Genomic DNA, 22,770 nt, shown 5'->3' with positions numbered 1-22,770 from the left:
GTGTTACTTGATGGCGTCTACTGCAGCCTGAGCCTTCTCGAACAGAGTCGAGGAGATCGGTGCTGAACCAGCGGACTCGGCGGCAGTTGCCTGGCCTTCGTCGCTGATGATGTAGGACATGTAGGCCTTGACCAGGTCAACGTTGTCGCTTGACGCGTACTCGTTGCAACCGATGAGGTAGCTGATCAGAACGACCGGGTAGACACCCGATTCGTCGGTTGCGCGGTCGATCTCTACAGCGAAGTCGGTCTCGCCGCGGCCTTCTGCGAAGGGCGATGCGTCAACGATGGCTGCTGCAGCTTCGGGCGAGTACGGCACGTACTCGTCGCCGACCTTGACGGCTACGATTCCGAGGTCACCGGCGCGCGATGCGTCGGCGTATCCGATGGTTCCGGTTCCGTTGGTTACTGCGTCAACGAGACCAGAGGTCTGAGGAGCACCCTCGCCACCGAACTCGGTCGGCCAGGTTTCGATCGATCCGACGGTCCAGACCGAGGAAGCTGCAGCCGACAGGTAGTCGGTGAAGTTCGCGGTCGTTCCCGAGTCATCAGCGCGGTGAACTGCGGTGATGCCGAGGTCGGGGAGGTCTACGCCATCGTTCTGAGAGACGATTGCATCGTCGCTCCAGTTGGTGATTTCACCCGTGAAGATGCCGGCGATCGTGTCAGCGTCGAGGTTGAGCGAGTCAATGCCGTCGATGTTGAAGATGATCGCGATGGGGGAGATGTAGGCCGGGATCTCGAGGATGCCGGAGCCGGGTACGCAGGATGCGAAGTTGTCTTCAGCGATTTCGTCGGCACTGAATGCGCGGTCGGATCCGGCGAATTGGCTTCCGCCACCGATGAACGTGTCGCGTCCTCCACCAGAACCGATGGGGTCGTACTCGACTGTGACGTTCTCGTTGGCCGTCTGGAATCCAGCAACCCAGGCCTCCTGGGCTGACTGCTGCGACGAAGCTCCGGCGCCAACGAGGGTGCCGGTGAGGTCGGACATGTTCTCATCGCTGCTGCCGTCTTCGGCTGCTGTGGCGCAGGAGGAGAGGAGGATGGTGCCTGCGATAGCAATGGCACCGATGGTGCCAAGACGCTTGAAGTTCACAGTTTTCCCTTCGGGATGTTGATTACAGGTTTCAGGTCGGTGCGACCCAAATAGAAAACTTAGGCACGGCAGGTAGCCACTTTTGCCCGGTTAGGTAAACGGGAGGTAAACGACCCATCAACACGAGACGGGAGAGCCCGGGTTTTGCGGGGCTGAGGTGTCAGAAGGTGCCGAAACTACTTAATGGCGGCGACGGCTGCCGACGCTTTTTCGTAAAGCGAGTCGGAGATGGGGGCCGAACCTGCTGACGCGGCAGCAGCCTGCTGACCTTCGGGGCTGATGACGTAGTCGAGGTAGCCGGTGAGCACATCGAGGCGATCGGTGGAAGCGTATTCGTTGCAGGCGATGAGGTAGCTAATGAGCACTACCGGGTACACGCCGCTTGCGGTGGATGCTCGATCGATCTCAACCGCGAAGTCAGTGTCTCCGCGACCTTCCCCGAAGGGCGAGACATCCACGATGGCCGCGGCGGCTTCTGGAGAGTAGGAGACATACTCGTCACCGACCTTCACTGCCACTGTGCCGAGGTTACCGGCGCGCGAGGCATCGGCGTAGCCGATCGTGCCGGTTCCGTTGGTGACAGCATCCACAACGCCGGATGTTTGCGGTGCCGCTTCTCCGCCGAACTCGAGCGGCCATTTTTCGATTGAACCGACCGTCCACACGTCGGGCGCTGCGCCAGTGAGGTAGTCGGTGAAGTTGGCGGTGGTGCCCGAGTCATCTGCACGATGGACGGCAGTGATGTTGAGGCTCGGCAGCTCCACGCCGGGGTTCTGCTCGACGATGGCCGCGTCATCCCACTGGTCGATTTCGCCCGCGAAGATGCCGGCGATTGTGTCAGCGTCGAGGTTGAGCGAGTCGATGCCGTCGAGGTTGAAGATGATCGCGATGGGGGAGATGTAGGCCGGGATTTCGAGAATGCCGGTGTCGGGAACGCACGAAACGAAGTCGGCTTCGGCGATCTCCTCGACGGTGAATGCACGGTCGGATGCCGCGAACACCGCACCACCACCGATGAAGGTGTCGCGTCCTCCTCCGGAGCCGATGGGGTCGTATTCGACCGTGGCGGCCACGTTGGCGAGCTGGAAGCCCCGCACCCAGGCCTCTTGCGCGGCCTGCTGTGACGACGCCCCGGCGCCGATGATGGTCCCGGAGGGGCCAGACGCGTCGCTAAGGTCGGTGGGTACACACCCGGTGAGCGCGAGGGCGCTGGTCATCGCGATGATGCTGACGGTGCCGAGGCGGGTGAACTTCACTGGGGTCCCTTCGAGAAAATGACGTGCACGTCATTGTCTCGCGAATTCCCATGGAATTCACCGCACCGCAACCTTGGCGGGCTGCTGAGCGGGCAGGCTTGACTTAGGACTCGTGAGTTTCTACCGCAACGAGGCGCGGCTTCTTGGAGCCTCGGGCAAAGTGCAGCACCGAAAAATCACCGGTATTGAGCAGGGCCGCTGCGCGCAACTGCGAGTCGGGCTTGGCGTGGCTGGCCTCCGCGAGTGCGCTCACAATCTGCGGCAAGACCGGGCCGTGGCTACACAGCACCGCCGTTTGCTGCTTCTTGAGCCGCTTGGCGACGAGCGCGGTGATCGCTTTGCCGTTGCTTGAGTAGGAGTCTTGGCTGAGATCGTCGGTCGCTTTGATCTCGAGCTCGGTGCGCTGCGCGAGCGGCGTGATCGTGGCGAGGCAGCGCGCTGCGGTGCTGCTCAGGATGCGATCGGGCGCGAACGCCGCGATGCTGCCGGCGATGGTGGCGGCTTGGTCTGTTCCGCGGTGCATGAGCGGGCGAGTGGCATCCGGTCCGTCCCAGGTTTCGCCGGGAACGGCTTTGCCGTGGCGAACGGCGATCATCGCAAAGGTGCGCGCGTTACCGGCGTCGTAGACGGCGGCGAAGCGGTCAAGAATATCGATGTCGTGCGTGTAGCTGACTTTCTTGCGGGCTTTGGCGAGCGGCAACCATTCGAGCGCGGAAATTTCGCCGTTGGGGGTGAACTTGGCGATCTCGAGGGTGTGGTCGTTCACTTCGGCTGACCAGTAGTGCACGTACTTGTCTCGGCCGTTGGCGAGCGTGTAATGCACGCTACCAAGCGGTACCCCGAGATCGACGCTCAATCCGGTCTCTTCGAGGATCTCGCGCACAGCGGTCTCCGGCAGCATCTCACCCGGATCTAGCTTGCCCTTGGGCAGCGAGACGTCCTTGTGAACGGTGCGGTGAACAAGCAACACTCGCGGTTTACCGTCGACGACGCGCCAGCAGACTATGCCTGCGGCAAGGACCGGAGTGTTTGCGGCGCTCACCGGCGAGACCCGCCTCGTTTGCGCTGCGTTATTCGCTTCATAAGAACATTCTGCATGTCGTTGAGCGGTTCCCCGGTCTCCGAAGTAGCGTGGCGCACCCAATCACCTTCCGCATCGAGCCACCAGGAGGAGGTGTTTTCGTCGACCGCGAGGTCGAACATGTACTCGAGTTCCTCGATGTGCTCGGGTTCGACAATGCGCACAAGAGCTTCGACGCGACGGTCGAGATTTCGGTGCATCATGTCAGAACTGCCGATGTACACCTGCGGGTCTCCGCTGTTGTGGAAGGCAAACACGCGCGAGTGTTCGAGGTAGCGGCCAAGAATAGAGCGCACGCGAATGTTCTCGCTGAGACAGGGAACTCCGGCCCGCAGGGAGCAGATTCCTCGCACGACGATGTCGATAGGCACACCAGCATTGCTCGCCCGGTAGAGCGCATCGATGATCGCCTCATCCACCATTGAGTTCAATTTGATGCGGATGCCCGATGGCAAGCCTTCGCGAGCGTTGGAGGCTTCGTTCTCAATCTGCTTGATGAGGCCCTTGCGCAGATGGCGCGGAGCCACCAAGAGTCGCTTGAACTTTTTCTCGATGGCATAGCCAGAGAGCTCGTTGAATAGTCTCGTGAGGTCTTTTCCGACTTGGTCATCGGCGGTCAGCAGCCCGAGGTCTTCATAGAGGCGGCTGGTCTTGGGGTTGTAGTTTCCCGTGCCGATGTGGGCGTAGTGACGAAGCTTGCCCTCTTCTTGACGAACTACGAGCGCGAGCTTGCAGTGAGTCTTGAGCCCGACGAGACCGTAGACGACGTGCACGCCGGCCTTCTCGAGCTTGCGGGCCCACGAGATGTTCGCGGTCTCATCAAAGCGAGCCTTGATCTCGACGAGCGCCAGCACTGCTTTTCCTGCTTCAGCAGCATCGATGAGCGCTTCGACGATAGGGCTGTCACCGCTGGTGCGGTACAAGGTTTGTTTGATCGCGAGCACGTGCGGGTCAGCGGCGGCCTGCTCCAGAAAGGCTTGAACGCTCGTGGAGAAGGACTCGTAGGGGTGGTGCAGCAGGATGTCTTTGCGGGCGATCGCGCGGAAGATATCAGCACGCTCGTTGCCTTCGGTCGGCATGAGGCTGCGACTCGTGATCGGCACGTGGCGTGGGTACTTCAACCGGGGGCGGTCGATACCGGCGAGCTGGAACAGTCCGCTGAGGTTCAACGGTGCCGGCAGACGGTACACCTCTTGCTCGGTGATCTTGAGCTCCCGCACGAGAAGACCGAGCGTGACGTCATCCATGTCGTCGGTGATTTCCAGACGGATGGGCGGCCCAAAGCGACGGTTGAGGATCTGCTTCTCGAGCGACTTGATGAGGTTCTCCGACTCATCTTCGTCGACGTTCACGTCTTCGTTGCGGGTAACGCGGAACTCGTGGTGCGCCAGAATCTCCATTCCGGGAAACAGGGCGCCGAGGTGGTTGGAGATCAAATCTTCGAGCGGGATGTAGCGCAACTGGTCGCTGCCGTCATCCGGCAATTGGATGAAGCGAGGCAGAACGCTTGGCACCTTCAGGCGTGCGAACTCTTCTTTTTGGGTCTTGGGGTTACGCACTCGAATCGACAGATTGAGCGAAAGCCCAGAAATATAGGGGAACGGATGCGCGGGGTCGACCGCCAGCGGCATCAGCACCGGGAAAATCTGGTTGGAGAAGATGTCGTGAACGCGCTCGCGGTCTTCCGGGCCGAGGTCGGCCCAGGTCTCAATGTGGATCCCCTCGGAATCCAGTGCTGGCTTCACGCTGTTGAGGAACTCGGCGGCGTGACGTTCTTGCAGCGCGTGGGCGGCAGCGCTCAGCTCTTCGAGCACTTCTGCCGGTGCCCGCCCAGTGTTGGTCGGAACAGCAAGCCCTGTGTCGATGCGGCGCTTGAGCCCCGCAACGCGCACCATGAAGAACTCATCGAGGTTGCTCGCAAAGATCGCCAAGAAGTTGGCGCGTTCCAGCAGCGGGAGGGACTCGTCTTCGGCCAGTTCGAGCACGCGCTGGTTGAAGGCGAGCCAGCTCAATTCCCGATCAAGGTAGCGATCAAAAATCAGCGTTCCATCATCAACACTCGACGACTCGTCGTTGTCGTACTCGTCAAGCGAGTCCGTTGCAGAGCTCGGGTCGACGATTGCGGTCTCGTTGTCCATCCCCTCATCCTGCCACTGAGTGATGAACAACTGATTAACTCCGCCCACACTGGGAGGCAGTTGATAGCGCTTTGCTAGACAGCGATACTTTGCGGCGCGAGGTCGGCGGTGGAGCCGGTGCTCGAATCTGCTACCGGTGCTTTCTCGGTCTCTTCAGCAATATTGAAGCAGTAGCCGACGTTGCGCACGGTTCCGATAAGCGACTCGAGATCGCCGAGCTTGGCGCGCAAGCGACGCACGTGCACGTCGACCGTGCGGGTGCCACCGAAGTAGTCGTAACCCCACACTTCGCTCAAGAGCTGTTCGCGAGTGAAGACGTGAGAGGGGTGCGAGGCCAAGAAGCGCAGCAGCTCGAACTCCTTGAAGGTGAGGTCAAGAGAGCGGTCCCGCGCCTTTGCCGAGTAGCTGGCTTCGTCGATGACGATTCCGGATGCTCGAATCTTCGAAGCGGAACTCTCACCCTCGCGGCGCGCCAGTGCTAAACGTATGCGGGCATCCACTTCGGCTGGTCCGGCGCCGGAAACAAGGAAGTCGTCAATGTGCCACTGGTGATTGACTGCCGCAAGGCCGCCATCAGTGACGACCACGAACAGCGGAACCGTGATTCCGCTGGAATTGAGTACGCTGCACAGCCCTTTGGCTGCCGCAAGATTAGTGGTCGCGTCGACCATGATCAGGTCTGTCGTCGGAGCGGCGACAAGAGTTGCGGGCGCAGCAACAACGACCTCAACCGTATGGCTAAGTAATCCCAGGGCTGGGAGCGGCTCGACGTCGGGCGCAGAGCTAAGCATCAAGATGTGTGCCATATGGCCTCCCCACTGCGTGAAAGGAATTCTACCGTGTGTGCGCGCTCCCGGCTGACGGGGCCCGACTTCAGCACATTCATCGTTACGATGGGGCTATGACTTGGCAAAAGTGGAGCGTCGTGCCCGTATGGGCGTTAAGCCTTATCGGTGCCGTCATTATTGGGGTTTTTGAGGCGCCGGAGCTGCGAGTCACGTGGCTGGCGATCGTATTGGCGGCCTGCGTCATTCTTACTTTCGTTATTCAGTTGATAATTCACCGCAAAGAAGGTTTCGTGGCGAGAGCCACCGCCAGCATGGTTGGCGCGCTTGCCATCGTCGCGGCCGCTACGGCGATTTTTGCTGTCATTTAGTGCGGCACGGCTGCACAGGGATAGGATTAGTACATGCTTCTCGCACTTGAGCTCTTCTTCGTCGGCCTTCTCGGTCTCGCGACGCTGTCAATCGGCTACGTGTCGGTTGTCGTTGTCTACAACCTCTTTCGCGGCCAGCGCTAGCCGCGCCGCATCGTGATTGAGCTAGACACCTCCGGCCCCGCTGAACTCGCGCCACTTTCGTGGCTCGTTGGACTGTGGGAGGGCACTGGCATCGTCGACTACAAGATCGGCGAAGAATCGCGCAGCGTCGAATTTGGTCAGCGCATCAGCTTCACGCACGACGGCCTCCCGCACCTCAACTACAACTCCTACACGTGGTTGCTTGACGACAACAAGACTCCGCACGTGACCGAAACTGGGTACTGGCGTCTTCGCCGTCCCGCCACCGAGGGAGATCCCGGTCCCGGCCTGCTGCCGGCAATCGGAGAACGCCCCTACGGCACAGCCGACGAAGTCGAAACGCTGCGCACTGCCGACGGAGGCTTTGAGATCGAAGTCTCGATCGTGCATCCGGGCGGCATCAATGAGTTTTACATCGGCGAGGTCACAGGGCCCCGCATCGATTTGGCTACCGACGCCGTGATGCGCACCGAGAGCGCCAAGGAGTACACCGCCGCTACTCGCATGTATGGGCTCGTCGAGGGCCACTTGCTGTGGGCGTGGGATATCGCTGCTCTCGGCCAAGACCTCCGCACACACGCATCGGGGCGGCTCGCTCGTGTCGAATAGTTCATTCGCTGCTCGGCCCGGCGCTGTCGGCAGCCCTCCCGAGCATTACGGCAATCCTTTTGGAGAGCAACGGGCTCTCGTCGAGGGCCGCTCGGTAGTCGAGCTTGCTGACCGCGCTGTCATCACGATCACCGGCCCCGACCGGCTGACGTGGCTCGACTCGCTCACGACGCAGTCACTCACGGGCCTCCAGCCGGGGGAGAGCGCCGAAACACTGTTGCTCAACCCGAATGGTCGCGTCGAACATGCCATGCGCCTCGTCGATGATGGCGAAACTCTCTGGTTGCTTGTTGATGGTTCGCAACGAGAGGCTCTCGCCGCTTGGCTCGACCGCATGCGCTTCATGCTGCGGGTAGAAATTGCTGACCGCAGCGACGACTTTGCGACAATCGGCAGCTTCGGCGACTCACTCGAGCTGCCCGTTACCGTCTCGCACGACGTCCCGCTGGTCTGGAACGACCCCTGGGCACGCGTTGTTCGGGGCGGACACCAGTACTCAAAGACAGATGCTCACCCGGCTGCCACGTGGAATTACCGCGAATCACTCGTCGCGGCAGATGCCGACCTCAGCGCGTTCGACGCCGCAGGATCCCTCGCCGTCGATGCCCTCCGCATTGCAGCGTGGCGTCCACGCTTCAGCTCCGAAGTCGACGACCGCACCATTCCGCACGAACTCGACTGGATGCGCTCCGCCGTGCACCTCAACAAGGGCTGCTACCGCGGACAAGAAACAGTGGCCAAAGTGCACAACCTTGGGCATCCGCCCCGTCGCCTCGTCATGCTGCACCTCGATGGCTCGGAGGGTGCACTGCCCGAAGCTGGCGCCGAGGTGAAACTGGGCGAAAAGATTGTCGGCAGCGTCACTGCCTCTGCTCGCCACTTTGAGCTCGGGCCCATTGGCCTCGCCATCATCAAACGGGGAGTAGACAGCGCCGAGACTCTGGCTGTTGCCTCCGACATCGGTGAGATTGCCGCCGCGCAAGAAGTCATCGTTCCCACCGACGCGGGTGCCGAAGCGAACGTGCCGCGCCTGCCCCGGCTCGGAGCCGTCACTCGCGGCTAACGGCATCCAGTCATTCTCGGTACTCTTGAGGTATGACTCACACCCTGATTTTGTTGCGCCACGGCAACTCCGAATGGAACCAAAAGAACCTCTTCACCGGATGGGTGGATGTCGGGCTCACCGATCAAGGCCGCACCGAAGCCAATCGCGCGGGTGAACTCATTGCCGCGTTCGAGAAGCAGCCTGACATTCAGTACACCTCGCTGCTCAAGCGTGCGATTCACACCGCCAACATCGCGTTGCAGGTTGCCGACCTCGACTGGCTTCCGGTCAAGCGCTCGTGGCGGCTCAATGAACGCCACTACGGTGCGTTGCAGGGCAAGGACAAAGCTCAGACTCTCGAAGAGTTTGGCGAAGAGAAGTTCATGACATGGCGTCGCAGCTTCGACGTGCCGCCGCCGCCGCTCGACGACGACGCCGAGTACAGCCAGGTTCACGACCGCCGCTACGTGGGTATCGACGGCGAGATTCCTCGCACCGAGAGCCTCAAGCTCGTCATCGACCGCATGTTGCCCTACTGGGAATCAGACATCACCAAAGATCTCGCTGCCGGCAAGACCGTGCTCGTGACCGCCCACGGCAACTCGCTGCGCGCTCTTGTGAAGCACCTCGATGGCATCTCCGATGACGACATCGCGAGCCTCAACATCCCGACCGGTATTCCGCTTGTCTACGAACTAGACGACAACTTCATGCCGATCAAGCCGGCCTACTACCTCGACCCAGAAGCAGCAGCAGCCGGCGCCGCCGCTGTTGCCTCGCAGGGCAAGAAGTAGCCGATACTTGACGCGCAAGAAGCCCCGATGAGAGAAATCTCGTCGGGGCTTCTTTGCGCGGTAGCTACTCGGGTGAGCAACTACCGCTCACAGGATGAGACGGGTCTAGTCGTCTGCCGGAATCCAGTCGCCGGTAGCAAGGTACTGAACCTTCTTGGCGATGGAGACCGCGTGGTCTGCGAAGCGCTCGTGGTATCGAGACGCCAGAGTGGCATCCACGGTATCGACCGCAGCGCCCTTCCAGGTTTCACCGAGCACCTTGTCGAACACGCTCAAGTGCAGCGCGTCGATCTTGTCGTCGTCGTTGCGAATCTCTTCGGCAACGCGCACGTCTTCATGCTTGAGCAGCTCTACCAGCTTGTTCGCGACCGCAACATCGAGTGCACCGAGCTCTGCGAAGGTTCCTCGCAGTGACTTCGGTACAACCTTGTCGGGGAAGCGGTAACGCGCAAGCTGAGCAATGTGCTCAGCCATGTCACCCATGCGCTCGAGTGAAGCGCTGATGCGCAGGGCGCTCACTACAATCCTCAAGTCGCGGGCGACTGGTTGTTGACGAGCGAGGATGTTGATCGCAAGCTCGTCGAGTTCGGCTGCCGCCGCATCAATCTGGTCATCGTCTGCAATCACTGTTTCTGCTAGTGATACATCGGACTCATTAAATGCTTTTGTGGCGTTGTCGATTGACACCGCCACCAGGCTGGCAATTTCCACGAGGCGATCTTGCACCTCGCGTAGTTCTTGTTGAAATACTTCGCGCACGCTATCTACGTCCCTTCGATACGGGCATGACGAAGCCCGCACGGCTTAGGCCACCCTGCCCGCGTCAGGTTAACAGCAGGTGTTGGCGGCCTGAACTTTATCTGAAGTGAGCACCCGTCGCGAACTCGCGGCAAGTGAACGTCTCAGATGTAACTAACCTAGTGGCTATGGACTCTGCGTGGCTCGTGCCGGCCGCCCTCGCTTTCGGGGTATTTCTTGGCGGCGGTATGTCCTTCATCATCTACGCCGCAGCTAAACGCGGTCAGCGAGCCGCTCACGTGGTCTCTTCTGCCGTGCCGGATGGCGTCGATCAGGTCATCGATGCGCTGGAATCCGCGGGTATCGTGCTCGATCCCTCGAATAACATCATGAAGGCCTCGAACGCTGCAATGACCTATGGGCTTGTGTGGAATCACGCGCTCGTGCATCCGGAGCTCGTGGAGTTTGTCGATCAAGTGCGCCGCACTGGCGTGCCCATCGCTCAAGAAGTGCACCTGTCTCGCGGCCCTTTTGGTGACGCAAACATTTATCTTTTTGTTCGTGTTGCTCGCCTCGGCACGCGATACGTTTTGTTGTTGGCCGAAGACCGCACGGAGTCGTACCGTCTTGATGAGGTGCGTCGTGATTTCGTCGCCAACATCAGCCACGAGCTCAAGACGCCGATCGGTGCTGTGGGGCTGTTGGCCGAAGCGCTCGTGAGTGCCTCAGATGAGCCGGATCAGGTGAAGCGATTCGCGAAGCGCCTCACCAAGGAGTCCCACCGCCTCGCTCGCATCACGCAGGAGATCATCGAACTCTCTCGGCTGCAGTCGGCCGACGGGCTTGCTGAAGCGGCTCCGGTTGATATCGACACCGTCGTATCGATCGCGATCGACCAAAACCGGGCAGTAGCTGAGTTCAATAAGGTCACGCTCGCCAGCGGCGGGCTTACCGGGTTCGAGACCTTCGGAGACGAAACACTTCTCGTGCTTGCTCTCGACAACCTCATCTCCAATGCTGTGCAGTATTCGCCAGAGAACACTCGAGTCGGCATCGGGGTGCGCCACCGCGACGGGGCCGTCGAAATCTCCGTTACCGACCAGGGCGTGGGAATTCCCGAAGATGAACTCGACCGCGTCTTCGAACGCTTCTACCGCAGTGACCCCGCCCGCAGCCGCCACACCGGCGGCAGTGGGCTTGGCCTCAGCATTGCCAAGCACGTCGTGCAAAACCATGGCGGCGACATCCGTGTGTGGTCGCAGCTGGGCCATGGCTCTACCTTTACGATTCGACTGCCCGAGATCGATCCCGACGTAATCAACGCAACAGGAGAAAAACAATGACCCGCATTTTGATCGTCGAAGATGAGGCGTCGTTGAGCGAGCCTCTCGCGTTCCTGCTCGAGCGCGAAGGCTACGAGACGACCATCGCCGAAGATGGTCTCGCGGGACTCGCTGAGTTCGACCGCAACGGTGCCGACGTCATCCTGCTCGACCTCATGCTTCCTGGCCTCGCTGGCACCGAAGTGTGCCGTGAGATTCGCACGCGCTCGAGCGTGCCCATCATCATGCTCACCGCCAAAGACAGCGAAGTGGACATCGTGGTCGGCCTTGAGCTGGGAGCGGATGACTACGTCACGAAGCCGTACTCAACTCGCGAACTCTTGGCCCGCATCCGTGCCGTTATGCGTCGTCGCACAGAAGATATTGACGAAACCGATTCGATTCTCGAAGCCGGGGGAGTGCGCATGGATGTCGAGCGTCACACGGTGTCGGTCGACGGTGCAGATGTCACCATGCCGCTCAAAGAATTTGAACTGCTTGAGCTGTTGCTGCGCAATGGTGGACGCGTACTCACGCGGGGCCAGCTGATCGATCGAGTCTGGGGTGCCGATTACTTCGGCGACACAAAGACGCTCGACGTGCACATTAAGCGCATCCGGTCGAAGATCGAGAAGACGCCGTCGCAGCCGACGATGCTGGTGACGGTTCGCGGTCTCGGCTACCGCTTCGAAGACTAAGGCTTAGCGGGGGTGCATGCCTGGCTTGCTGAGCCGGTGTGCACCAGCCCAGTTTGAGCGGACGCTATGGCGAGCTATTCGCCGAGTGCGCTTGCGGGAGCGAGGTCGCTGTAGATCGGGTCGCTACCGGAGATCACCGGAATGAGCAGTTCTTGACCGCTCTCGTCGCCGAACTGCAGGTAGATGGGGAACAACTGGCCAGCCTTGACGCCCGCATCGGTGATGACGATCGTGTCGCCGTCTACCTCGGTGCCATAGGTCTTGACAACGTTGGACGTGATCGGCTTCGAGATGTCGATGCGCTCGCCGTCGGCGGATTCGTACTGCAGTCGCAGGCTGCCGCTCGTGGAGGTCGTGTTGACGACCGTAATCATGAGGCTTACGGCAGAGTCATCGTCGTTGCTGATGGCAAGAACGTTGCGCACCTTGACGTCGCCGACGTCGGCACCAATGCCGTCGCTGGGGTCGTACTGGTTCAGCGTCGCCGTGGGCGTGATGAACGAACAACCGGCGGTGCCCACTAGTAGAGCGCCGGCAATGAGGGCGGAGGCTGCAGCGCGTGCTGCGCGAGTGCGTACTGTCACGTACCCATACTAATAGATAGCGGAGCTGGCTGCTTTACTTAGGCAACCCTTACCATGTGTTTACTGTGATAAACTGGGTTTTCTTCGAGAGGACCACTATTCATGTTGTTTGAGGTCGGCGAGACAGTCGTTTATCCCCATCACGGTGCTGCAACCATCACCGAGGTGAAGAAGCGCACCATCAAGGGTGAAGAGAAAGTTTATCTCAAGCTCAATGTAACCCAGGGTGATCTCACCATCGAAGTACCCGCAGAGAATGTTGATCTCGTGGGTGTTCGCGACGTTATTGGTCGCGAGGGTCTTGACGCGGTATTCGAGGTGCTTCGTGCGCCGTTTACTGAAGAGCCCACCAACTGGTCGCGCCGTTATAAGGCCAACCTTGAGAAGCTCGCTTCGGGCGACGTCATCAAGGTTTCTGAGGTTGTTCGCGACCTCTGGCGCCGCGATCAAGACCGCGGACTCTCTGCTGGAGAGAAGCGCATGCTTGCTAAGGCACGTCAAATTCTGATCTCAGAGCTCGCTCTTGCAGAGAAGACTGACGAAGACAAAGCATCGTTGGTTCTCGACGAGGTTCTTGCCTCATAATTCTGGCATTGCTGACTGTATTCACAGGTGAGCATGGATAGGCTGGTTCGCTACGTCTTTCTGGCGGAGGAGTATTTCCTCGCCCATCGATTTGGAGATACCCGCCCCCTATGAGTCCACAGAATGCTCCGCGCGTTGCAGTGATCCTGCTCGGCGCCGGAAACGGAACCCGCCTCGGTCGAAACGAGCCAAAAGCTTTCGTCCACCTCGCTGGTCGTCCGACCCTGAGCCGTGCTCTTGAATCCGTTTTTGCCATGGTCGAGCCGACACAGGTCATCATCACGGTTCCCAAGTCCTACGCTCCGATCGCGAAGCAACTTGCGCGATCCGTACCGGGTGGTCGCGATCACGAACCCACCATCATCGTCGGTGGCGCGACTCGTCAAGAGTCTGTTGCCGCCGCGCTCGGCTACCTCGAGCCCAGCGTCGATGTCGTTCTCGTGCATGATGCGGCACGTCCACTGACCCCGAGCGTTGTCTTTGACTCGGTTGCTGCTGAGGTTCGCAGCTCCGGCGCCGGCGTTGTGCCTGGCCTTCCCGTCGCCGACACTATCAAGCGCACGGATGACAACAGCCAAGTGGTTGAGACCGTGGATCGTTCGGTGCTCATGGCCGTGCAGACCCCGCAGGGTTTTCCGCGTGACCAGCTCGTCGCCGCTCACGCTGCCGCGCAAGAAGAGCACACCGATGACTCTGCGCTGGTAGCCGCTGCCGGCTATCCCGTCTCGATCATCGCTGGCGATCCGCTCGCGTTCAAGATCACCACGGCGTGGGAACTTCGTCGCGCCGAACAATTGTTTACCGAATCTGCCGCCACCGGCATCCGGGTCGGCACGGGCACCGATGTGCACGCCTACGACTCAACGAAGCCGCTATGGCTCGCGGGGCTCCACTGGCCCGATGAGGTCGGCCTTCGTGGGCACAGTGATGGCGATGTCGTTGCGCACGCAATTTGCGATGCCATGCTCTCCGCCGCGAAGCTCGGTGACCTCGGCAGTGTCTTTGGCACGAGCGATCCCAAATTTGAAGATGCTCACGGCGAGGTGTTCTTGCGTGAAACCCTGTTCCTGTTGAGGGATGCCGGCTTCGAAGTGGGTAACGTTTCCGTTCAGCTCATTGGAAATCATCCGATGGTGTCGCGTCGTCGCGTCGAGGCAGAGGAGTTCCTCAGCGGAATCCTTGGTGCCTCGGTGAGTATCGCGGGCACGACCTCCGACGCTTTGGGCTTCACGGGCCGTGGCGAAGGTATGGCGGCGATCGCTACAGCGCTCGTGCACGTGCGCACGGTGGCCGAAGCAGCACACAACAAAGGCTAACCTCCCGCGTCGCCTCTGACGAGGTTGTCTCGCTGTCTTGCTGACTCGTGTGGTCGAGCGATCCTTTGTGAGCCAGCCCCTGTGGGTGAACCCGTGCGAGATATCTCCCGGTGTGAGGCGCTGAAGCGCGCCCGAAAACGAACCTGAGTACTAATTTTTTTCGGTTCCACCTTGGTTCAATGCTCGTCGGACTGCTATACCTGTTATTACACGACTGTGAGTCCAATGCTCACATATGTGCAAATGCAATACCAGGGTCGATGGGGACACGCACCTCACGTCTACGCCACCGGCCCTGACAGGCGCCGACAACGAAGTTGCGGCTGGAGAAAGGTGTGAGATGCAATCTGTTCTGGACACGATAATCTGGGCGGCTGATTCGCCGCCAGTACCGGCCAGCGACAACCCGTTCATTCAGGCCCTCACCTGGGGTGCAACGCACTTCATCGGCCTATTCAACGCCTCGGGTGAAGCTCTTGTTGGTTTGGCTACCGGTATCCTGCCGACACTGATCGTGCTGCTCACGTTCATGTACGCGATCACCACCTGGGTGGGCGAAGCGCGCATGACTCGCGCAGTGCAGTGGTCAGCACGCTGGGCCATCACTCGCTACACGCTCATGCCCATCATCGCGGTCATCGTCTTGACCAACCCGATGGCCTACTCCTTCGGCATCTATCTACCCGAGAGACAGAAGCCGGCGTTCTACGACTCAGCAGTATCGTTCGTGCACCCGGTCACCGCTTTCTTCCCGCACGCTAACGCTGGCGAGATCTTTGTGTGGGCTGGTGTCTCGGCTGGAGTGCTCTCCATCGCTCCTGAAAAGTACCCGCTGCTCGCACTGCTGTACTTCGGAACCGGCATCGTCGTTATCTTCATTCGTGGCATCGTCACCGAGTGGATCACGAACCTGCTCATCCGTCGCCAGGGCCTCACGGCCGTCTTTGACGAGTACGACCGCGAATTTGCTTTGGCCAGTGAACGCTTCAACGAGGCAAAGTCGACCAAGAAAACCGGATCCTCGGTTGCCACTGAAGGGACGGTGTGATCATGACTGAGAACACCTACAACAAAGTATTCGTCAAGCCCGGCAACGGCGGCTGGGGCAAGGGCCTCCTGCTCGAGCCCAGTGAGACCAAGAACGTCGTTCTCTCGGTAACCGGTGGCGGAATCCACCCGGTCGCCGCGCGTATCGCTGAACTGACCGGCGCAGAAGCTGTCGACGGCTTCACCAACAGCATCCCCGAAGAGCGCGTTGTCGCTGTCGTGATCAACTGTGGTGGAACCGCGCGAATTGGCGTCTACCCGAAGAAGCGCATGATGACCGTGGATGTCTTCCCGGGAGAGCCATCGGGCCCCCTCGCTAAGTACATCACCGACGATGTCTTCGTCTCCGCAGTGGGAACCGAAGACGTTGAGCTTGCGGGAGGATCAGCCGCGTTCGCGACTCATGCTGCTGAAGCGTCGGCAGCATCCGAAGCAGCAATCGGAAGCCCGGCACCGTCTGGAGCATTCGGTACGAGCAACGTGACGCACTTCACGGCTCAGACGACGACCGGTGGCGGTTTCATCGGCTTCTTCTCGAACGTGGCAACACGCTTCGGTTCGGTCATCGGAAACATCATCAACACGCTGCTGTCGTCTGGTCGCCAGACTGTTCAGCTCGTGCTGCAGACGATCCTTCCGTTCATGGCGTACGTGAGCCTCTTGATCGGTTTCGTCACCTACTCAGGGCTATCGGACCTGATCGCGCAAGCGGTTACTCCGCTGGCCTCGAACCCGATCGGTCTCATCCTCCTTGGGGTGATCACGGGACTACCGTTCCTGTCGCCCATCCTCGGACCGGGTGCGGCTATCGCACAGGTCGTCGGTGTACTCATGGGTACACAGATCGCCGCTGGCGCGCTGCCCGTGCAGTATGCACTGCCGACGCTGTTCGCCATCAACGGTCAGGTTGGTTGTGACTTCGTTCCCGTGGGTCTTGCCCTCGGAGAAGCCAAGCCGGAGACGGTCGCAGTGGGTGTTCCCGCTGTACTCTTCTCTCGCCTGATCACATCGCCGCTGGCAGTCTTGATCGCGTGGGGCGCAAGCTTCGCACTGATCTAACCAGCACAACCACCACACGTAACAGCAGAGAAAAGCGAGACAGCAATGACTACCTATTACCGCAGCGAGGTCACGTCCATCGGAACGGACGCCACCGAAATGTTCGAAGGGGGAGTGGTGATCTTCTTCGGAGAACCGTGCCCCGCCGAACTGGCTGAGGTAAGCGTGGTTCACACTGTCGCGCACCACCACCCGCAGCGCGACCCCCGTCCGGGAGACGTGCTGCGGGTGGGGGGCTCTGAAGTCACCATTACGGAGGTCGGCGAGATCGCCGGACACAACCTCCGCACGCTTGGCCACTTTGTGGTCTACAGCGACCCAGAAGACAGCCAGAAAGTTCTCCCCGGCGCCATTCACGCGGAGGGCACACTCTCGTTGCCCAACGCGGGCGTCACCATTGAGCTCATCGAAGGTAGTTGACATGGACACCGGCTTCGCATTGCTGCTGATGGCAGCGCTCGTTCTGAGCGTTGTATTCAGCCTTCTTCAACAGCGCACGTATTCTCGTGCAACCAAGCGCCTGGGAACCAGCTTCCTCGGCGTCAAAGACCACTTCCTCGTCTCTGGGCGAGGCAAGAGCTTCCTCCGGGGAGCGATCGTTCTCCTCGTCGTGGATGCCTCAACATCTCGAATCGTGGCCGCCGAGGCCATGGTCGGCAGCACCGTCATGGCGCACTTCAAGCCGCGCCCCGAGCTGATCGGTGATCTCGATACCGCCGTGCTTCGCACGAAGGAAAAGATGATGACCGCAGCTGTGGACTACGCGACCAAGCAGTACTGGGTTACGTATAAGCGCAACGTCGCAGCGGCAGCCCGTAAGTAGCGACCGTGCATGTTCGGATGCTTCGGCATCCGGCATTGCATCGTTGTTCCTATCGGGGCATACTAAATACACATACTTGATTAACTAACGCACATAAGTGCATATAACGTGGTTTCAAAGGGGTAGTCATGGGTTACACAAACAAACTGCTTGCGCGTCAGCGTGAAGTCGGTCGTCCCGTCCGTATTGGACTCGTCGGAGCAGGCCAGATGGGGTCCGGCTTCATCGCCCAGATCGCACGCCAAAAGGGCGTCGACATCACCGCCGTCGCCGACATTGCGATCGACCGTGCCGTAAGCGCTCTCGCCAACGCCGGCATCACCGACGTTGACCAGTCAGCAGACCTCGAGACGCTTGCCGCCACAATCGAAGCGGGCGGCCACGTTGTCGTCAACGACGCTCTCGCATTGCCCAAGCTCCCCATCGACATGGTCATCGAGTGCTCGGGCGTTCCCGAGATCGCCGCCAAAGTCGCTCTGGCTTCGCTGCTCGGTGGCAAGGATGTCGCACTCATGACTGTTGAGGCAGACGTCACCGTCGGTCTCCTCCTGGCTCGCATCGCAGCGCAGACCGGCAACATCTACACCGTCTGCCGTGGCGATGAGCCCGTTGAGTGCCTGAAGCTCGTCGAGTACGTCGAAGACATCGGTCTTGACGTTGTGCTCGCGGGTAAGGGCAAGAACAACCCGCTCAACGAGTCGGCTACCCCTTCCAGCCTCGAAGAAGAAGCCAAGACCAAGGGCATGAACCCACGGATGCTGTGCAGCTTCGTCGACGGAACCAAGACGATGATCGAGATGGCTGCCCTCGCTAACGCGGCAGACCTTGAGCTCACGAAGCGTTCGATGCACGGACCGGCCGCAACAGTGCCGACCCTGCAGGACATTTTCAAGCCCATCGAAGACGGCGGCATCCTCGACCGCAGCGGTGTTGTTGACTACGCCACTGGCCCGGTTGCTCCCGGTGTGTTTGTTGTTGCCAAGGCAACCGACCCCGTGGTGCACGAGGAGCTCAGCTACCTCAAGCTCGGCGAAGGCCCCTACTTTGCGTTCTACCGTCCGTACCACCTCGCCAGCGTCGAGGCAGTGCTGTCGATTGGCGAGGTCATGATCGACCGCCAGCCGTCGCTCGCTCCGATCGCCTGGAATGCAGATGTTTCGGCCATGGCCAAGCGCGACCTCAAGGTTGGCGAGAAAATCGATGGCATCGGTGGCGAGCACGTCTACGGTGACGCTGTTCCGGCAGCCGAGGCCAAGGCCGGGCGCGAACTGCCCATCGGTCTGGCATCGGCGGGCACGCTCATCCGTGACGTTGCCAAGGGAACTGCGGTGACCTACGACGACGTACAGCTCGACGAAACCAAAACGATTGTGATCTTGCGCAAGCTGCAGGATGCCCTTCTCGCCGATGGCCAGCTGCAGGTTCCTGCACTCGCGTCGTTGCTCTCCGTTTAAGAAAGGTGACCACTATGAACACGCAGATCGTTGCGGACCGCGAACTCGCGGCAGCCAGCCTCGCCACCATGTGGAAAATCCGCCGCTTTGAAGAAGCAGTGGAAGATCTCTACGGCCGTGGACTCATGCACGGCACCATGCACCTTTCGATCGGTCAAGAGGCCGTGCCAACGGGAGCATGCCTCGCCCTCAATAAGGACGACTACATCACCTCGACGCACCGTGGCCACGGTCACTGCATCGCCAAGGGCGCCGATATGGAGCGCATGATGGCTGAACTTCTTGCGAAAGAAACCGGCTACTGCCGCGGCCGCGGTGGCTCCATGCACATCGCGGATACCGAAACCGGAAACCTCGGTGCGAACGGCATCGTTGCCGGTGGAATCCCGATCGCTACCGGCGCAGCGCTGTCGGCCAAGATGCGCGGCACCAAGCAGGTTGCTGTGAGCTTCCACGGTGACGGCGCGATGGGTGAGGGTGCCTGGCACGAGGGCGTTGTGCTCGCGGCCATGTGGCAGCTTCCCGTGGTGTTCCTATGCGAAAACAACCTCTATGGCATGTCGATGTCGTCAGAGAAGGCCTTCAATCTTGACCAGCTTTCTGACCGCGCAAAGGGCTACGGCATCCCGGGAGTCACCGTCGACGGTAACGATGTTCAGGCGGTCTACGACGCCACGAAGGAAGCGGTTGACCGCGCTCGTGCCGGCGGCGGACCGACCTTCATTGAAGCAAAGACGTACCGCTGGCGCGGACACTCGAAGTCAGACAAGAACCTGTACCGCACGCGCGACGAGATCGATGAGTGGCGCGGTAAAGACCCCATTCCTCACTTCGAAGCTCTGGCTCTCGCCGCCGGTGGCCTCACGCAGGCTGACATCGACGCTGTGCGCGACAACGTGCGCACCGAGCTGCGCAGTGCCGTTCAGCGCGCCAACGCTGCGCCGGACGCCACCGCTGACGATCTACTTTCCGCCGTCTACGCAAGGTAACAACGATGACTATTGAGACGACCGCGGCCCAGCCCGCAGCGGCCCCCGCACCGGCCGAGACAGTGACAATGACCTACTCTGAGGCCATTCGCGACGCAATGCGCATCGCCATGGCTAAGGACCCCGCCGTCTTCATCATGGGTGAAGACGTCGGAACCTACGGTGGCGCCTTCGGAGTCACCGGCGAGCTGATCAACGAGATCGGCCCCGAGCGCATCCGCGACACCACCATCAGCGAGCTCGGCATCATGGGTGCCGGTGTCGGTGCTGCCATGACCGGTATGCGCCCGATCGTGGAGATCCAGTTCTCCGACTTCACTGCTCAGGCCATGGATCAGATCGCCAACCAGGCAGCGAAGATTCACTTCATGCTCGGTGGCGCTGTAAGCGTGCCGATGGTTATTCGCGCTCCCGGCGGCTCGGGAACGGGTGCTGCCGCGCAGCACTCGCAGAGCCTCGAAGCGTGGTTCGTGCACATTCCTGGACTCAAAGTTGTCATGCCAGCGACGGCGGATGACGCCAAGGGCCTGCTGCTGTCGGCCATCGATGACCCCAACCCCGTCATGGTTATCGAGCACAAGCTGCTCTACAAGACGTCGGGAGAGGTGCGCACGGGAGACATCCGCACGCCGCTCGGTGTCGCTGCTGTTCCTCGCGAGGGCAAGGATCTCACCATTATTGCCACCGGTGTCGAGGTGAGCCGCGCGCTCGAGGCTGCCGAGATTCTCGCCGCCGACGGTATCGAAGCAACCGTGGTTGACCCGCGCACGCTCAAGCCTCTCGACAGCGACACCATCCTGCGCACCGTCAAGGCCACCGGTCGGGTCCTGCTCGTTCAAGAGGCTGTGCGTACACTCGGCTTCATGTCCGAAGTATCTGCGATCATCTCCGAGTCGGATGCCTTCGGCTACCTTCGTGCGCCGATCAAGCGTCTTGCTGGCCTCGACATCCCCATCCCGTACGCGCCCAAGCTCGAACGCGCTTCGGTTCCTCAGGTTGAAGACATCGTCGCGGCAGCCACTGATCTCGTTCGGAAGTGGTGACATGGCTGAGCTGCCACTGACAATGCCCAAAATGTCCATGACCATGGAAGAGGGCACGATGGTCGCGTGGCTCAAGCAGGAAGGTGACTCGGTTCGTTCCGGGGAGCCGATCTGTGAGGTCGCGACCGACAAAGTCGACATGGAAGTGGAGTCGCCATTTGATGGTGTGCTCGCTCGCATCATTGCGCAGCCCGATGACGTCTACGCGGTAGGCGACACGATCGCGTTCATCACGACCGAAGCGGATGACCTGCTCGGCGGGCTCTTCGATGAGCCCGTTGTTGAGGCTCCGGCTGCGGTCGCGGCCGAGGCTGTTGCGCCCGTTGCTGCCCCTGCGCCGATCGCCACCGGTTGGATCCCGGCCGTTCCGGCCGCACGCAGCGCAGCAGAAGCCGCAGGCATCGACCTTGCGACCGTGACACCGACCGGCCCAGACAACACCGTGCGGGTCGCGGATGTCGAAGCGGCTACCGCAGCACCTGCCGCCCCCGTTGCGGCACCGGTTGCGTCAGCCGCTCCCGTTGCTCCTGCGGTCGTTCCGACCGCTGCAACCCCCGTCGCCGCTCCGGCTCCGGCCGCAGCACCAGCAGCTCCGACTGCGGCTGTGGCCGCTGCGCCGGCTGCTGCGCCTGCCACGGCGGTTGACCCGGTAGAAGCTCGCCGCCTGCGCACCCGCAAGCAAGTTGCCAAGGTGATGGCGGCATCCGCTCTCGTTCCGCAGTTCACTGCCTACGTTGATCTCGATTTGTCAGCTTTGGCTGCCGTGCGCAAAACCACGCTCGGCGGCGCAAGCTGGACCGCACTCTTTGTGCGGGCTCAAGCAATTGCTCTGGCCGAGAACGCTGCGCTCAATGGCATCTGGACTGATGGGGGAGTTGCTGCCAACGAGCACATCGGAATCGCGCTCGCGATTGACTCACCATCGGGGCTCATCGCGCCGGTGCTGACGAATTCGCACGAGGGAACGCTGGCTGACCTGGTCGCCGAAATTGCGACCGTCGTCGATGAGACGCGCAAGGGAACTTTGCCGCCCGCACGCCTCGGCGGCGGAACAAGCGTATTCTCGAATCTGGGTGGATTCGGCGTGGAATCGTTCAACGCACTACTGACCCCACCGCAGTCGACAGCTCTGTCGTCGGGCGCCGTCAAGCCACGCATGCGCGTGTTCGATGACGAAACCTTCGGGGTTCGGTTGAGCTGCACGATCGGCCTCACCGTCGATCATCGTGTAGCTGACGGTGCGGATGCCGCACGAATGCTCGCGACCATCACCAACCTCGTCGCGACCCCGGAGCGTTTGCTCTAGAGCCGCAACCCGCTCGCGGGTTCCACCCCAGCGCTCCGTACGGGCGCTGTCCACCACGTTTCGAAACAGGTACACCATGTCAGAACGCACAGCCACAATTGTTTCACCGTCCGGACTTCACGCCCGCCCCGCTGCTCTGTTTACGCAGGCTGTCAGCAAGAGCGGTTTCAAGATCACGGTCGCTAAGGGTGAAAAGGCCGTCAACGCGGCCAGCATCCTCGCCGTTATCTCTCTCGGGGTCTCGCAGGGCGAAACCGTAACGATTGCCTCCGACGATGAGGGCGCTGACAGCGTTCTCGACCAGCTCGTAGAACTGCTCTCCACCGTCGAATAGCAACTAACGCAGAAGGCCCGCACCGGCATGGTGCGGGCCTTCTGTGCGTTAAGCGCCGTTCACCAGTCGGCGATCCTCCTCCAGCGCCCTCTAGCGCCCTCCAGCGGACGCACAAAAGCCCCGCTCCTTCCTGGGGGAGCGGGGCTTTCGG

The 22,770-nt window shown here is 60.8% G+C and carries 24 protein-coding genes; 17 read left to right on the top strand and 7 right to left on the bottom strand.

Annotated elements, in window-relative coordinates; genetic code table 11:
- Positions 1-3: 3 nt before the first annotated feature.
- The 5 genes from I6E52_RS05375 to I6E52_RS05355 form a co-directional block, all read right to left on the bottom strand.
- Positions 4-1,098, bottom strand: a complete 1,095-nt coding sequence (locus tag I6E52_RS05375) for a phosphate ABC transporter substrate-binding protein PstS (protein ID WP_197155371.1) — start codon at positions 1,096-1,098, stop codon at positions 4-6.
- Positions 1,099-1,274: 176 nt separating this feature from the next.
- Positions 1,275-2,354, bottom strand: a complete 1,080-nt coding sequence (locus tag I6E52_RS05370) for a phosphate ABC transporter substrate-binding protein PstS (RefSeq protein ID WP_197155370.1) — start codon at positions 2,352-2,354, stop codon at positions 1,275-1,277.
- Between the two features lie 103 nt (positions 2,355-2,457).
- Complete coding sequence (locus I6E52_RS05365; RefSeq protein ID WP_197155369.1) at positions 2,458-3,396, bottom strand: NUDIX domain-containing protein; 939 nt, start codon at positions 3,394-3,396, stop codon at positions 2,458-2,460.
- Positions 3,393-5,573: an RNA degradosome polyphosphate kinase gene (locus tag I6E52_RS05360; RefSeq protein ID WP_197155368.1), complete on the bottom strand. Its 2,181-nt coding sequence runs from the start codon at positions 5,571-5,573 to the stop codon at positions 3,393-3,395. The genes I6E52_RS05365 and I6E52_RS05360 overlap by 4 nt, the downstream gene beginning before the upstream one ends.
- Before the next feature lie 74 nt (positions 5,574-5,647).
- Positions 5,648-6,379, bottom strand: a complete 732-nt coding sequence (locus tag I6E52_RS05355; RefSeq protein ID WP_197155365.1) for a response regulator transcription factor — start codon at positions 6,377-6,379, stop codon at positions 5,648-5,650.
- Positions 6,380-6,474: 95 nt separating this feature from the next.
- On the opposite strand from I6E52_RS05355, the gene I6E52_RS05350 reads away from it, so the two are divergent.
- The 4 genes from I6E52_RS05350 (at position 6,475) to I6E52_RS05335 (ending at position 9,321) form a co-directional block, all read left to right on the top strand.
- Entirely contained in the window at positions 6,475-6,729 is a 255-nt protein-coding gene (locus I6E52_RS05350) for a hypothetical protein (protein ID WP_197155363.1), read from the top strand.
- A 156-nt stretch (positions 6,730-6,885) separates the two neighbouring features.
- Positions 6,886-7,482 carry an FABP family protein gene (locus I6E52_RS05345; protein WP_197155361.1) on the top strand — a complete coding sequence of 199 codons (597 nt, stop codon included), beginning with the start codon at positions 6,886-6,888 and terminating at the stop codon, positions 7,480-7,482.
- Positions 7,472-8,545 (top strand): folate-binding protein, encoded by a 1,074-nt coding sequence (locus I6E52_RS05340; protein WP_307842399.1) that lies wholly within the window; start codon positions 7,472-7,474, stop codon positions 8,543-8,545. The genes I6E52_RS05345 and I6E52_RS05340 overlap by 11 nt, the downstream gene beginning before the upstream one ends.
- A 32-nt stretch (positions 8,546-8,577) precedes the next feature.
- Positions 8,578-9,321 carry a phosphoglyceromutase gene (locus tag I6E52_RS05335; protein ID WP_197123346.1) on the top strand — a complete coding sequence of 248 codons (744 nt, stop codon included), beginning with the start codon at positions 8,578-8,580 and terminating at the stop codon, positions 9,319-9,321.
- Between the two features lie 105 nt (positions 9,322-9,426).
- On the opposite strand, the gene phoU is transcribed toward I6E52_RS05335, so the two are convergent.
- Positions 9,427-10,080: a phosphate signaling complex protein PhoU gene (gene phoU / locus I6E52_RS05330; RefSeq protein WP_197123348.1), complete on the bottom strand. Its 654-nt coding sequence runs from the start codon at positions 10,078-10,080 to the stop codon at positions 9,427-9,429.
- 167 nt (positions 10,081-10,247) lie between these two features.
- Here phoU and I6E52_RS05325 point away from each other — a divergent pair, with 167 nt between their 5' ends.
- Both I6E52_RS05325 and I6E52_RS05320 read left to right on the top strand, forming a co-directional pair.
- Positions 10,248-11,402 (top strand): cell wall metabolism sensor histidine kinase WalK, encoded by a 1,155-nt coding sequence (locus I6E52_RS05325; protein ID WP_197155358.1) that lies wholly within the window; start codon positions 10,248-10,250, stop codon positions 11,400-11,402.
- Positions 11,399-12,079: a response regulator transcription factor gene (locus tag I6E52_RS05320; RefSeq protein WP_197123352.1), complete on the top strand. Its 681-nt coding sequence runs from the start codon at positions 11,399-11,401 to the stop codon at positions 12,077-12,079. The genes I6E52_RS05325 and I6E52_RS05320 overlap by 4 nt, the downstream gene beginning before the upstream one ends.
- A 74-nt stretch (positions 12,080-12,153) precedes the next feature.
- Here I6E52_RS05320 and I6E52_RS05315 read toward each other — a convergent pair whose 3' ends face one another.
- Positions 12,154-12,663 (bottom strand): hypothetical protein, encoded by a 510-nt coding sequence (locus I6E52_RS05315; RefSeq protein WP_197155357.1) that lies wholly within the window; start codon positions 12,661-12,663, stop codon positions 12,154-12,156.
- Between the two features lie 102 nt (positions 12,664-12,765).
- Between I6E52_RS05315 and I6E52_RS05310 the strand changes: the two genes are divergently transcribed.
- The 11 genes from I6E52_RS05310 to I6E52_RS05260 all read left to right on the top strand — a co-directional run bounded on the left by I6E52_RS05310 (position 12,766) and on the right by I6E52_RS05260 (position 22,619).
- Positions 12,766-13,248 (top strand): CarD family transcriptional regulator, encoded by a 483-nt coding sequence (locus tag I6E52_RS05310; protein WP_129072070.1) that lies wholly within the window; start codon positions 12,766-12,768, stop codon positions 13,246-13,248.
- Between the two features lie 110 nt (positions 13,249-13,358).
- Positions 13,359-14,564, top strand: coding sequence for a 2-C-methyl-D-erythritol 4-phosphate cytidylyltransferase (gene ispD, locus I6E52_RS05305; protein ID WP_197155356.1), 1,206 nt, complete (start codon positions 13,359-13,361; stop codon positions 14,562-14,564).
- Positions 14,565-14,904: 340 nt separating this feature from the next.
- The gene (locus tag I6E52_RS05300) at positions 14,905-15,612 is read left to right on the top strand and encodes a PTS glucitol/sorbitol transporter subunit IIC (RefSeq protein ID WP_197155355.1); all 708 of its coding nucleotides are present in this window, start codon (positions 14,905-14,907) and stop codon (positions 15,610-15,612) included.
- A 2-nt stretch (positions 15,613-15,614) separates the two neighbouring features.
- Entirely contained in the window at positions 15,615-16,670 is a 1,056-nt protein-coding gene (locus I6E52_RS05295) for a PTS glucitol/sorbitol transporter subunit IIB (RefSeq protein WP_197123360.1), read from the top strand.
- Between the two features lie 45 nt (positions 16,671-16,715).
- Positions 16,716-17,090 carry a PTS glucitol/sorbitol transporter subunit IIA gene (locus tag I6E52_RS05290; RefSeq protein WP_197155354.1) on the top strand — a complete coding sequence of 125 codons (375 nt, stop codon included), beginning with the start codon at positions 16,716-16,718 and terminating at the stop codon, positions 17,088-17,090.
- 1 nt (position 17,091) lies between these two features.
- Positions 17,092-17,493: a transcriptional regulator GutM gene (locus I6E52_RS05285; protein ID WP_197123364.1), complete on the top strand. Its 402-nt coding sequence runs from the start codon at positions 17,092-17,094 to the stop codon at positions 17,491-17,493.
- Between the two features lie 128 nt (positions 17,494-17,621).
- Positions 17,622-18,947, top strand: a complete 1,326-nt coding sequence (locus tag I6E52_RS05280) for an NAD(P)H-dependent oxidoreductase (protein ID WP_197123366.1) — start codon at positions 17,622-17,624, stop codon at positions 18,945-18,947.
- A 14-nt stretch (positions 18,948-18,961) separates the two neighbouring features.
- Positions 18,962-19,936 (top strand): thiamine pyrophosphate-dependent dehydrogenase E1 component subunit alpha, encoded by a 975-nt coding sequence (locus I6E52_RS05275; protein ID WP_197106304.1) that lies wholly within the window; start codon positions 18,962-18,964, stop codon positions 19,934-19,936.
- A 5-nt stretch (positions 19,937-19,941) separates the two neighbouring features.
- Positions 19,942-20,979: an alpha-ketoacid dehydrogenase subunit beta gene (locus I6E52_RS05270; RefSeq protein WP_231601123.1), complete on the top strand. Its 1,038-nt coding sequence runs from the start codon at positions 19,942-19,944 to the stop codon at positions 20,977-20,979.
- A 1-nt stretch (position 20,980) separates the two neighbouring features.
- Positions 20,981-22,285, top strand: a complete 1,305-nt coding sequence (locus I6E52_RS05265) for a dihydrolipoamide acetyltransferase family protein (RefSeq protein ID WP_197155353.1) — start codon at positions 20,981-20,983, stop codon at positions 22,283-22,285.
- Positions 22,286-22,361: 76 nt separating this feature from the next.
- Positions 22,362-22,619, top strand: coding sequence for an HPr family phosphocarrier protein (locus I6E52_RS05260; protein ID WP_197123370.1), 258 nt, complete (start codon positions 22,362-22,364; stop codon positions 22,617-22,619).
- The last annotated feature ends 151 nt before the right edge of the window (positions 22,620-22,770 follow it).

Origin of the sequence: Salinibacterium sp. NG253 (assembly GCF_015864945.1) — a bacterium.
GTDB lineage: Bacteria > Actinomycetota > Actinomycetes > Actinomycetales > Microbacteriaceae > Rhodoglobus.
Note: the sequence above shows the minus strand (reverse complement) of the source record. Positions and strands in the feature narration are given on the sequence as shown.

Bases quoted from the DNA above. Each gene is read 5' to 3' on its own strand.
- ispD (WP_197155356.1), top strand. From the start codon at position 13,359: ATGAGTCCACAGAATGCTCCGCGCGTTGCAGTGATCCTGCTCGGCGCC.
- I6E52_RS05320 (WP_197123352.1), top strand. From the start codon at position 11,399: ATGACCCGCATTTTGATCGTCGAAGATGAGGCGTCGTTGAGCGAGCCT.
- I6E52_RS05280 (WP_197123366.1), top strand. From the start codon at position 17,622: ATGGGTTACACAAACAAACTGCTTGCGCGTCAGCGTGAAGTCGGTCGT.
- I6E52_RS05335 (WP_197123346.1), top strand. From the start codon at position 8,578: ATGACTCACACCCTGATTTTGTTGCGCCACGGCAACTCCGAATGGAAC.
- I6E52_RS05275 (WP_197106304.1), top strand. From the start codon at position 18,962: ATGAACACGCAGATCGTTGCGGACCGCGAACTCGCGGCAGCCAGCCTC.
- I6E52_RS05325 (WP_197155358.1), top strand. From the start codon at position 10,248: ATGGACTCTGCGTGGCTCGTGCCGGCCGCCCTCGCTTTCGGGGTATTT.
- I6E52_RS05290 (WP_197155354.1), top strand. From the start codon at position 16,716: ATGACTACCTATTACCGCAGCGAGGTCACGTCCATCGGAACGGACGCC.
- I6E52_RS05360 (WP_197155368.1), bottom strand. From the start codon at position 5,573: ATGGACAACGAGACCGCAATCGTCGACCCGAGCTCTGCAACGGACTCG.
- I6E52_RS05350 (WP_197155363.1), top strand. From the start codon at position 6,475: ATGACTTGGCAAAAGTGGAGCGTCGTGCCCGTATGGGCGTTAAGCCTT.
- I6E52_RS05270 (WP_231601123.1), top strand. From the start codon at position 19,942: ATGACTATTGAGACGACCGCGGCCCAGCCCGCAGCGGCCCCCGCACCG.
- I6E52_RS05355 (WP_197155365.1), bottom strand. From the start codon at position 6,379: ATGGCACACATCTTGATGCTTAGCTCTGCGCCCGACGTCGAGCCGCTC.
- I6E52_RS05300 (WP_197155355.1), top strand. From the start codon at position 14,905: ATGCAATCTGTTCTGGACACGATAATCTGGGCGGCTGATTCGCCGCCA.
- I6E52_RS05285 (WP_197123364.1), top strand. From the start codon at position 17,092: ATGGACACCGGCTTCGCATTGCTGCTGATGGCAGCGCTCGTTCTGAGC.
- I6E52_RS05295 (WP_197123360.1), top strand. From the start codon at position 15,615: ATGACTGAGAACACCTACAACAAAGTATTCGTCAAGCCCGGCAACGGC.
- I6E52_RS05265 (WP_197155353.1), top strand. From the start codon at position 20,981: ATGGCTGAGCTGCCACTGACAATGCCCAAAATGTCCATGACCATGGAA.
- I6E52_RS05260 (WP_197123370.1), top strand. From the start codon at position 22,362: ATGTCAGAACGCACAGCCACAATTGTTTCACCGTCCGGACTTCACGCC.
- I6E52_RS05310 (WP_129072070.1), top strand. From the start codon at position 12,766: ATGTTGTTTGAGGTCGGCGAGACAGTCGTTTATCCCCATCACGGTGCT.